This is a genomic window from bacterium, assembly GCA_028821235.1.
In the GTDB taxonomy this organism is placed as follows: Bacteria; Actinomycetota; Acidimicrobiia; order Spongiisociales; family Spongiisociaceae; genus Spongiisocius.
In genome coordinates, this window is the sequence record JAPPGV010000010.1 from 1 (window position 1) to 9,519 (window position 9,519).

Sequence of the window (9,519 nt, forward strand, 5' to 3'; positions counted from 1 at the left end):
AAGGCCAGGGCGTTGGGGATCATCCAGGTGACCCGGTTGATCAATGCCGCCTCTACCAAGTTCCTCCTAGATCCGGCCTCGAGTCCACGTTACACCCTGCCCGAGTCGTCCGGTTCCGCGTTCAGTATGATTCCGGCACCGGTCAATCGATCCGAACGAGGGTGGCCGGCAGGCAGCGAACCAACCGTTGGAGAGGGGTGATCGGCCCGGCGCCCACGCCGGGTTCGACGGCATGAAGTTCCACGACTACGACCTCGACGCGGGCATCTATGACGAGCTGTTCCTGAACGACGGGACGCCCCGCCCCCATGGCAGGGACCTGTACGAGACTCTCCTGGGGGCTTCTGACGACTACGTGAACGCGGTCGGCGAGTGGGTCACCCGATCCTTCACCCATGAGGGCATCACCTTCACCGTCTACGGCGACGACGAGGCCGACGAGCGCATCATCCCGATCGACTGCATCCCGAGAGTGATGGGGAGCTCGGAATGGCGAGGCCTGGCAAGGGGACTCGAGCAGCGCCTGGCCGCTCTCAACGCCTTCCTCCGGGACATATACGGCCCGGCCCGGATCGTCACCGACGGAGTCATTCCACCGGACATGATCTTCGGCTGCCCCCAGTACCGGGTCGAGATGCGGGGATTCGAAGCCCCGAGGGGAATTTGGGTGGCTGTCTGCGGCACCGACCTGGTCCGGACCGTGGACGGCTTCCGGGTTCTCGAGGACAACTTGCGGGTTCCCTCGGGTGTCTCGTACATGATCGCCATCCGCAAGGCCACCAAGTCGGCCATGCGCCGCCTCTATCGGCGCTCCCGGGTGGGCGCCGTGGAGAACTACGGACTCGTCCTCCGCCAGACCCTCCGCGAGATGGCGCCCGAAGGCTGCGACGACCCGACACTCGCCCTGATCACCCCCGGCGTCTACAACTCGGCCTTCTACGAGCACATGTTCCTGGCCCGCCAGATCGGCGCCGAATTGGTGGAGGGCCGGGACCTGGTGGTTGAGGACGGTTACGTCTACATGCGCACCACCACGGGTCTGCGACGGGTGGACGTCATCTACCGCCGGATCGACGACGACTTCCTGGACCCGCTCGTGTTCCGCCCGGACTCGCTGCTGGGCGCTCCCGGCCTGCTCCATGCCGCTCGGCTCGGCAACGTGTCGGTGGTCAACGCTCCGGGCACGGGGGTCGCTGACGACAAGAGCGTGTATGCCTTCGTCCCCGACATGATCCGCTACTACCTGGCGGAGGAGCCGATCATCCCCAACGTCGACACCTACCTGTGCCGCCGCCCCGAGGATCTGGAGTACACCCTGGACAACCTGGAGCATCTGGTGGTGAAGCGGGTGGGCGAGTCCGGCGGCTACGGGATGCTGGTCGGCCCCCATGCGGACGCCGAGGAACGCAACCGGTTCGCATCCCTGCTCCGGGAGGATCCGGCCGGCTTCGTCGCCCAGCCCACGCTGGCCCTGTCCCGGGCGCCCTGCCTCATCGACGGCCGCCTCGAGCCCCGCCACGTCGACCTGCGGCCCTTCATCCTGTCGGGAAGCGAGACCCGCATCGTGCCGGGGGCGTTCTGCCGGATCGCGCTGCGCAAGGGGAGCCTGGTGGTCAACTCCAGCCAGGGGGGCGGCGCCAAGGACTTCTGGGTACTGGAAGAGGACCATTAGGAATGTTGGCCCGCAGCGCCGAGAGCCTCTACTGGATCGGCCGGTACCTGGAGAGGGCGGCCCATCTGGCCCGGCTGATGCGCCAGCAGACGGAGTCACTCGTGGACAGCCCGGTTCGTGACATCTACTTCGGGTGGCACCGGATCTATGGCGCGCTGGGGAGGCAACCGCACCCCGGGCCCCTCGACACCGAGGCCGACGAGCAATACACCCTGGCCGACTCCTTCACCCTGGCCGACGACCTCACCTTCGAACCCACCACTCCCGACTCCATCAGGAACTGTTTCGCCCAGGCTCGAGAGAACGCCCGCCAGGTGCGCCACCGCATCTCGGCGCAGATGTGGACATCCCTCAACCGGCCATACCTGCGTCTCCGCGACATCGAGATCCAGGACATCTGGGCGTCTACGCCCGAGCAGTTCTATGCCGCAGTCGAGGCGGACATCGACACCTTCCGGGGCGTCAGTTCCTCCACCATGTACCGGGACCAGGGCTGGCACTTCATCCGGATGGGCAGCTTGCTGGAACGGGCCGAGCTGGTGGCCTCGCTGCTCAGCGCCCAGATCGCCGCGGTGCGGCTGTTCGATGTTCCCGCCGATGCCTACTGGACCAGCCTGCTCCGGCTGCTTCATGCGTTCGAGGCATACCAGCAGGGCGACGGCCTGGAGGTCGATCCCAACCGGGTGCTCGACCTGATCGTCTCCAATCCGCAACTTCCCGACTCGCTGAGCATGTCGGTGCTGGGACTGCATCGGGAGTTGTCGGCGATCGGACTGGGTCCCGACCGCACCGCCACCTCCCAGGCCCGGATCCAGGCGGACCACCTGTCGGACCTGCTTCGTTCCGCCTGGCCCGGGACGGCCGATCCCGAAGGCCTGTTCGCCGAGTTCAGGGACGCCATCCGGCGGCTCCACGATCTGGTGACCGAGACCTACTTCGACTATCCCGTGATGGCCCGGCCGCCTCGCCTCGGCCAGTTCGACCAGTGAGCCTCCCGGCTGCGGGCCCGGCTGGTGCGGCTCGCTACCGGATCGAGCACCTCACCAGGTTCGCCTACAGCTCGCCGGTCCGAAGATGCACCATGTCGCTCTGCCTCCGGCCGCTCGACGGCGCCCGCCAGCAGGTGCTTGAGTTCGGAATCACCACTTCCCCACCGGGGCGGCTGACCACCGAGGTCGACCCGTTCGGCAACACCCGCCACGTCCTCACCGTGAACGAGACGCACGACACCCTCGAGGTGGTATCGGTCTCCACCGTCGAGGTAGCGCCCCCGCCGTCCCTGCCGCAGAGCCTGGAGCCGGAGGCGTGGGAGGTGGTGAGATTCTGGACCACCGACCTGGACCTCTGGCAATTCACCCACCCGAGTCCCGGGGCCGGTCCCACTCCGGCCCTCACCGAGTTCGTTTCCGAGACGGGAATCGGGCCGGGGTCCGACCCGCTGACCGATCTGGCGGCGCTCGCGTCGACCTTGAACGACAACTTCGAGTACGTGGCGGGATCGACATCGGTGGACTCGCCCATAGACGAGATCCTGGCGACCCGGCAAGGGGTGTGCCAGGACTATGCCCACGTCATGATCGCGATCGCCCGATCATGGGGTGTACCCACGCGCTACGTGTCCGGCTACCTCTACGTCGAGGATGCTCCGGCTGACGGGGCGGGACCGGCCAGCACCGCAACCCATGCCTGGGTCGAATGCCGGCTCCCGCAACTCGGATGGGTGGAGTTCGACCCGACCAACCGGACTCTTACCGACCACCGCTACGTGCGGACGGCGGTTGGCCGGGACTACCGCGATGTCCCGCCAACCCGAGGGGTGGTGGAGGGAGGCGCCAACTCCGGCCTCGACGTGGACGTCCGGGTGACCCGTCTGGCCGACGCCGAGCCACCGTGACCGACCCCAACCCGGGAGCACACTGCGCTCGAGCAGGATGATGCGCACTTTGGGCGGGCTTATGCGGCCGTAGCCTGTGGTCTGCCTGTAGATTTGCCCCTATGGACGCGCTGATCGCTACGGCCGGAGTACTACCGCCGGGGCCGGTCGCCGACTTCGTGGAGCTGCTGGTAGGCACCCGGGGCAACGCCACCGTTATGAACGTCACCCAGGCCCCCGCCGAGTTTCTCGATGAGCTCGAGGACGGCTCGTGGCAGCCCTTCGACGCTCCGGCGGGCCCGACCGACCGTGACCGCGCCGCCCGGGAGGCCGACCGGTACATACAGGAGCGGGGCGCGAAGATCGTGGCTCCGGTGGTGGCGGCGCTGAGGCTTCGAGATATCGAGACGGCGACGCTGTTCGTGGAGGCGGACGACGTGGCGCAGGCCATCATCGACACCGCCGAGCGGGTGGGCGCCGACGCCATCGTGATGGGCGCCACCCGGCGCCTGTTCAACGAAATGTCCTGGACCAGCGTGTCCATGACAGTGACCGCCAGGTCGAGCCTGCCCGTGCTGCTGATCCCCGAACCCGCAGACAACTAGTTGCCGGTCGGTGGCTTCTAGTTGCTGGTTGTGCTCCAGAGAGGCTATTGACTGACGACTAGGTTGTGTAGTCGGCGTTGATTCGCACGTAGCCGTCGGTCAGGTCGCACCCGTACACGGTGAAGGAGCCCCTGCCCGGGGAGCGGGAACTGTCCCCCGGCACGCCGAGGTCGACATGGATGAGCACCTCCGGAGACGCCAGGTAACGCTCCAGGTCCTGCAGCACCAAGGGGGTGATCGGCGCCGGATACACCTCTGTGGGACCGAAGCGGATGGTGATCCGCTCCGCAAGGATGTCATCCTCGTAGCACTTCCCCACCGCCATGGCCACCCTGCCCCAGTTCGGATCACGACCATGGACCGCCGTCTTCACGAGAGGTGAGTTGACGATGGACTTGGCAACCCTCTTGGCCTGGGCATCGTCCCTGGCGCCGTCCACCGTTACCACGATGAGCGTCTCGGCGCCCTCGCCGTCGGCCGCCAACTGCCTGGTCAGCTCCAGGCATACTTCGCCCAGGGCGGCCTCCAGGGCGGCCCCGTCCACCGGTCCGGCCCGGCCCGAGGCGAGCACCACCGCCATGTCGCTGGTGGAGGTGTCGGTGTCGATGCTGACGGCGTTGAACGTGCGGTCCGCCACCCGCCGGAACATTGCATCCAGGGAGGCCGGATCGGCGGCCGCATCCGTGGCTATGACCGCCAGCATCGTCGCCATGTCGGGCTCGATCATCCCCACCCCCTTGGCGATGCCCACCACCCGAGCCGGACCGGCGCGGGCGGACGCAACCTTGGCGTGGGTATCGGTGGTCATGATGGCGGTGGCCGCCGCGGTGGCCGAACCGGGCTCGTCGAAGGCATGGCCGCCGCCGTCTTGGAGGCTATTCATGTAGGTGCGGATCCGCTCCATCGGGTACTGGACGCCGATCACGCCCGTGGAGGCGACGATCACCTCGGGGGTGTCACACCCCACCACCCGAGCGGTCAGCTCGGCCACCTCGGCCGCGTTCGCATCGCCCACCGGGCCGGTGGCCACGTTGGCGTTCTTGGAGATGATCACCACCGCCCGCGCCCGACCGTCGGCGACATGACTCCGGCTCAGCGTGACGCTCGGCCCCGAGAACCGGCTCTTGGTGAAGACGCCGGCCGCCGTCGTTCCCGGTGGGGCGGAGAGGATCATCACGTCCTCGGTCCGGTCCTTGATCCCGATGTTGCCGGTATGCAGCCCGAAGCCGGCGGGGAACGCCACCTCCTGGACCACGATCCCCAGCGCGTTCCCACCATGCGGGTTGGCCCGCATCGCGCCGGTCCCCGGAGTATCGGACGGAGAAATACCCATGACGAGCAAGCATGCTAGACCGGATCGACCCGGTCGAAACCGGGCACATCCGCCGGGGAGGAGCGGAGGGTGTGACCCTACGTGTAAGGAGGCGGACTCACGGACCCAGTGCGGTGACGGGAGCGACCGCCACGCCGTCTGCGCGTTCGTATCCATAACCGGTGGCGGTGACCACGAGCAGCTTGTCGGGCGGTCGCAGCCCGTCTTTCTCGGCCTTGTCCTGGAACCCGAGCAGGGAGGACGCTCCGTCGTCGATGAGCCGAGCGCCGCCGAGCTTGACCTCCACCGCAACCCACCGGCCGTCGCCGGCCTCGACAATGGCATCCACCTCGACTCCATCGGCGTCCCGGTAGTGCCACACGGCCGTGTCGGCCTCCTGCGCGTAGATGCGCAGGTCACGGACCACCAGCGATTCGAAAAGAAATCCGAGAGTTCGCAGCTCGACTGCCAATCGCGCGGGAGTGGCCCGGAGCCGAGCCGCGGCGAGAGAGGGGTCGACCAGGTTGCGTTTGGGCGCGCCACGGAGCGGTTGGCGTGAGCGGAGGTGGGTAGGCCAGCGCGGTAGGTCCTCCACCACGAACAGCCGCTCCAAGGCTGCCAAGTAGGCCGTGGCGGTGGTCCGGTTGACCGGCCGCTCCCCGCCCGTGTCGGCCGAGAGTTTCGAGACCGACGCCTCCGTGGCGACGTTGCGCGACAACGAGGCAACCAGACGGCTGACCCCTACCGGATCCCGGGGTGTCGTATCGACCGCAGAGACATCCGTGCGGCAGATCTCGTCGAGGTAACCCCGGAGCTCTGCCTGGGCCTGCCTCGGGGCAAGCCCGAGCAGGCGGGGCCATCCCCCACGGCATACCGCCTCGACCACGCCATCGAAGTCCACATCAGGCCGTCCAGCGTCGCATCTACCGCCGTCGAGAAGGCCAGCGAGGGACAGCTCACCGGTCGACTCACCCGATTCGAGCAACGACATGGGCCGCATCCGGATCCGGCGGATACGGCCAGCGCCGGAGTGCCTGGTCACGTCGTCTGGCGGTACGGCCGATCCGGTCAGGATGAAGCGACCGGGGCCGGTCCCGTCATCGCAGGCGCCCCTGACGGCATTCCATATTTCGGGGGCTGTCTGCCACTCGTCCAGCAAGCGGGGGTAGGGCCCCTCGAGCAGACGGACGGGGTTCACCGCCGCAGACAGGCGAGCGTCCGGGTCGCGGTCGAACATGACGGCGCTGCGAGAGTGTCGTAGCGCCGTCCAAGTCTTGCCGCAGCTCTTGGGACCGTCTAGGACCACCGCCGCAGAGGTCTCGAGCCCAGCCCGGACTTCGGCGTCGACCAGCCGCGGCAGGTAGCCGCCTGGCGTAAGCCTCCTCTCCATACCCGGTCTGCCCCTTCCTCAGAGCTTCGTCGGCATCATCCTACAGGTTAGACAGAGTTCATCCTACAGGTTAGACAGAGTTCATCCTACAACTCAGACGGATTCTGTCCTACAGGTCAGAGCGATGTGCTCGGCCTCTACAGGTTGGAGAGGCGGGCCAACTCGCCGACCAGACGGTCGTACGCGCCGGTTATCACCGCTACGGGAATCAGGGCTGCCACCACCTTGAAGCCGACCCTTACGCGGGGGCGCGCCAGGAACTTCGCAGAGCCGGCATCCTTGGCGGCCAGCAGGTAGATCAGGGCCGACGGGACCATCACCCCGGCCAGGTACAGGGCCATCGGGAGGACCGCGCCGGCCGGCTCGGTCAGGCCTCTGGTCAGGACCGAGCCGAGTTGAGGACCGACGCAGGGCACCCAGGTGGCGCCGGCGAAGGCACCCACGAGGGCGGCGCCGCCCGTGCCGGCCCGGAACGGCGCCGCGGCCAGAGCCAGGCCCGCTCCCAGGACGACGGCCCCGCCCAGCCGGTGGTCGAGCATCAGGTCGACGCCTGCCAGCGGAAGCCAGGCCAGGAGCACGGTCCCCAGATAGAAAAGCCCCAGCACCTCGGCTCGTTCGCCCCTCTTCCGCAGGCCGAGGAGCACCAGGGCCATCAGCAGGATCGAATAGGAACAGGGCAGGAGCGCGGACCGGAGCGCTTCGACCAGGAGGCTCACGGGGCTTCCGCCAGAAGCGCCACCACTGTGTCCTCCAACGCCCGGTAGGCCCCCTCACCGATGTGATCGAAGCGCACCCGGCCCGAGCGGTCCAGTACGTAGGTGCGGGGCCAGTAGGCGGGCGAGCCCTGCCATTCCCGGAAGGTCCGGCGATCGGTGTCCAGCACTACGGGCCAGGTCACCCCCAACCGGTCCATCGCTTCCACTATGGCGTCCACCTCCTTCTCGTAGGCGAACTCGGGGGAATGGATACCCACGATCTCGAGACCCTGGTCCCGGTAGGCGGCGTAGATGTCCTGGGTATAAGGGAGGCGGTTCTTGCAGTTGTAGCAGCCGAATGTCCAGAACTCGACTATCACCACCTTGCCCCGCAACTCCTCCAGGGAGGTCACGTCCGACTGCAGCCAGCCGTCGATCTCCTTGAGAGGCGGGTGTTCCTGCCTCAGCACGGGCGGCGGATCCATCGGCTCGGTGACCGCCGGCGCGGTCGTTGCCACGGGGGCTTCGGTGCTCGGCGGGACGGTGGTAGTCACCCCGGCTGCCGTGGTCGTGCCTACCGCCGCGGTCGTACCGACCGTGGCCGGAGCGACGCTCGGAGCGGACGTATCCGAGGAATCACCGGACGCGGTCACTTCACGGTCCTCGAACACCAGCCGCGAAACTCCGATCGCCACCACGAGCAATGCGAGCACGACTGCCACCGCGACGGCCGCACGCCTCCGGGGTGGAGAGGCTTCCATCAGCCGTCCGCTCCCGACCGCCTATCGCGACCGGCCCAATGAGCGGGCGCAACGGGCGTCGCCACCGGCGGACCTCCTCGGGTCGAGTGACCAATGGGAAACAGCAAAGGCGCGGCGCCCTCCTCCATACGCGATCACGTTACCGGCTCGCGGCGGGTGTGCCAGGACCGTGATCGGGGATTAGGCAACGCGGAATCGGCGTGCCAATATCCGGCGCCATGCGACCAAATCCACTCCGTTCCAAATGGGCGGCGGGCCGGCCTGCGCTGGGTAGCTGGGTATCGATTCCCAGCCAGCTGGTGGCGGAGGCGGTAGCCGCCAACGATCTCGACTACGTAGTCATCGACTGCCAGCACGGCTTCATCGGCTTCGACGACACGGTCCGCATGCTGGCGGGGCTGAACACGGGCGGTGTCACACCGATCGTGCGGGTGCCCGAACTGTCCACGGCCAACATCTCCCGCGTGCTTGACGCCGGGGCGATGGGTGTCATCATCCCGATGGTCAACTCGGCCGAGGAGGCGGCCGCGGCGGTCTCGTACACCCGCTTTCCTCCGGTGGGCGTACGGAGTATCGGCGCCGGCCGGGCACTGATCACCGAAGGCGCCGACTACTACCAGCGCGCCAACGAAGAAGTGGCCTGCATGCCGATGATCGAGACCATGGAAGCCATCGCCGATCTGGACAACATCCTGTCCGTTCCGGGAATCGATGTGGCGTATGTCGGGCCCTCGGACCTGGCCGTGGCGATGGGATACCAGCCGGGTACCGCCGCCCAGCCGTTCCTGGACATGCTCGATCACATCGTGGAAGCCTGCAACCGCCACGGCGTCCGTCCCGGCATCCAGGCGACGCCCGGCACGGCGGCGGACCGCGTGGCACGGGGGTTCCAGATGGTGACGGTGGTCGTGGACCTGCCGGCGTTCCGGGCCGCCCTGACCCGAGGCATCGCCGACGCCGCCCTCACCGACGAGGAACGTACCCACCCGGCACTGTATTAGTCGCTAGCTGCTAGCTGGTAGTTACCAGCTTCTAGGTGATGATAAGGAGTCCGTGGCCAGAGGCTATGTCGAGGCTCCCAGCCCGAGAGCCCTCACCAGGAACGTGGCCATCTGCGCCCTACTCACCGCCATACCCGGACAGAACAAGCCACCACCGGAATCACAGCCCGCGGTGATACCCGCCTCGGCAAGACGATTGATCGCCTCCTC

General features: G+C 67.5%; 9 protein-coding genes. 5 read left to right on the forward strand and 4 right to left on the reverse strand.

Annotated elements, in window-relative coordinates; all coding sequences use genetic code 11:
- The first annotated feature begins 232 nt into the window (after window positions 1-232).
- From OXK16_00320 to OXK16_00335, 4 genes are all read left to right on the forward strand, one after another.
- The gene (locus OXK16_00320) at window positions 233-1,672 is read left to right on the forward strand and encodes a circularly permuted type 2 ATP-grasp protein (GenBank protein ID MDE0374396.1); all 1,440 of its coding nucleotides are present in this window, start codon (window positions 233-235) and stop codon (window positions 1,670-1,672) included.
- Between the two features lie 2 nt (window positions 1,673-1,674).
- The gene (locus OXK16_00325; protein ID MDE0374397.1) at window positions 1,675-2,661 is read left to right on the forward strand and encodes an alpha-E domain-containing protein; all 987 of its coding nucleotides are present in this window, start codon (window positions 1,675-1,677) and stop codon (window positions 2,659-2,661) included.
- Window positions 2,658-3,566 carry a transglutaminase family protein gene (locus OXK16_00330; protein MDE0374398.1) on the forward strand — a complete coding sequence of 303 codons (909 nt, stop codon included), beginning with the start codon at window positions 2,658-2,660 and terminating at the stop codon, window positions 3,564-3,566. The genes OXK16_00325 and OXK16_00330 overlap by 4 nt, the downstream gene beginning before the upstream one ends.
- 101 nt (window positions 3,567-3,667) lie before the next feature.
- Window positions 3,668-4,150 carry a universal stress protein gene (locus tag OXK16_00335; GenBank protein MDE0374399.1) on the forward strand — a complete coding sequence of 161 codons (483 nt, stop codon included), beginning with the start codon at window positions 3,668-3,670 and terminating at the stop codon, window positions 4,148-4,150.
- A 58-nt stretch (window positions 4,151-4,208) separates the two neighbouring features.
- On the opposite strand, the gene argJ is transcribed toward OXK16_00335, so the two are convergent.
- From argJ to OXK16_00355, 4 genes are all read right to left on the reverse strand, one after another.
- Window positions 4,209-5,444 (reverse strand): bifunctional glutamate N-acetyltransferase/amino-acid acetyltransferase ArgJ, encoded by a 1,236-nt coding sequence (gene argJ, locus OXK16_00340; GenBank protein MDE0374400.1) that lies wholly within the window; start codon window positions 5,442-5,444, stop codon window positions 4,209-4,211.
- A gap of 136 nt (window positions 5,445-5,580) precedes the next feature.
- Window positions 5,581-6,852 carry a DUF4143 domain-containing protein gene (locus OXK16_00345; GenBank protein MDE0374401.1) on the reverse strand — a complete coding sequence of 424 codons (1,272 nt, stop codon included), beginning with the start codon at window positions 6,850-6,852 and terminating at the stop codon, window positions 5,581-5,583.
- A 137-nt stretch (window positions 6,853-6,989) separates the two neighbouring features.
- Complete coding sequence (locus OXK16_00350) at window positions 6,990-7,568, reverse strand: hypothetical protein (protein ID MDE0374402.1); 579 nt, start codon at window positions 7,566-7,568, stop codon at window positions 6,990-6,992.
- Window positions 7,565-8,308: a redoxin domain-containing protein gene (locus tag OXK16_00355; protein MDE0374403.1), complete on the reverse strand. Its 744-nt coding sequence runs from the start codon at window positions 8,306-8,308 to the stop codon at window positions 7,565-7,567. Before OXK16_00355 ends, OXK16_00350 begins: the two co-directional genes overlap by 4 nt.
- A gap of 218 nt (window positions 8,309-8,526) precedes the next feature.
- Here OXK16_00355 and OXK16_00360 point away from each other — a divergent pair, with 218 nt between their 5' ends.
- The gene (locus OXK16_00360) at window positions 8,527-9,309 is read left to right on the forward strand and encodes an aldolase/citrate lyase family protein (protein ID MDE0374404.1); all 783 of its coding nucleotides are present in this window, start codon (window positions 8,527-8,529) and stop codon (window positions 9,307-9,309) included.
- Window positions 9,310-9,519 lie beyond the last annotated feature (210 nt).

Excerpts from the sequence above, each read along its gene's own strand:
- OXK16_00320 (MDE0374396.1), top strand. The coding sequence starts at position 233 with ATGAAGTTCCACGACTACGACCTCGACGCGGGCATCTATGACGAGCTG.
- OXK16_00325 (MDE0374397.1), top strand. The coding sequence starts at position 1,675 with ATGTTGGCCCGCAGCGCCGAGAGCCTCTACTGGATCGGCCGGTACCTG.
- OXK16_00335 (MDE0374399.1), top strand. The coding sequence starts at position 3,668 with ATGGACGCGCTGATCGCTACGGCCGGAGTACTACCGCCGGGGCCGGTC.
- argJ (MDE0374400.1), bottom strand. The coding sequence starts at position 5,444 with ATGCGGGCCAACCCGCATGGTGGGAACGCGCTGGGGATCGTGGTCCAG.
- OXK16_00345 (MDE0374401.1), bottom strand. The coding sequence starts at position 6,852 with ATGGAGAGGAGGCTTACGCCAGGCGGCTACCTGCCGCGGCTGGTCGAC.
- OXK16_00355 (MDE0374403.1), bottom strand. The coding sequence starts at position 8,308 with ATGGAAGCCTCTCCACCCCGGAGGCGTGCGGCCGTCGCGGTGGCAGTC.
- OXK16_00360 (MDE0374404.1), top strand. The coding sequence starts at position 8,527 with ATGCGACCAAATCCACTCCGTTCCAAATGGGCGGCGGGCCGGCCTGCG.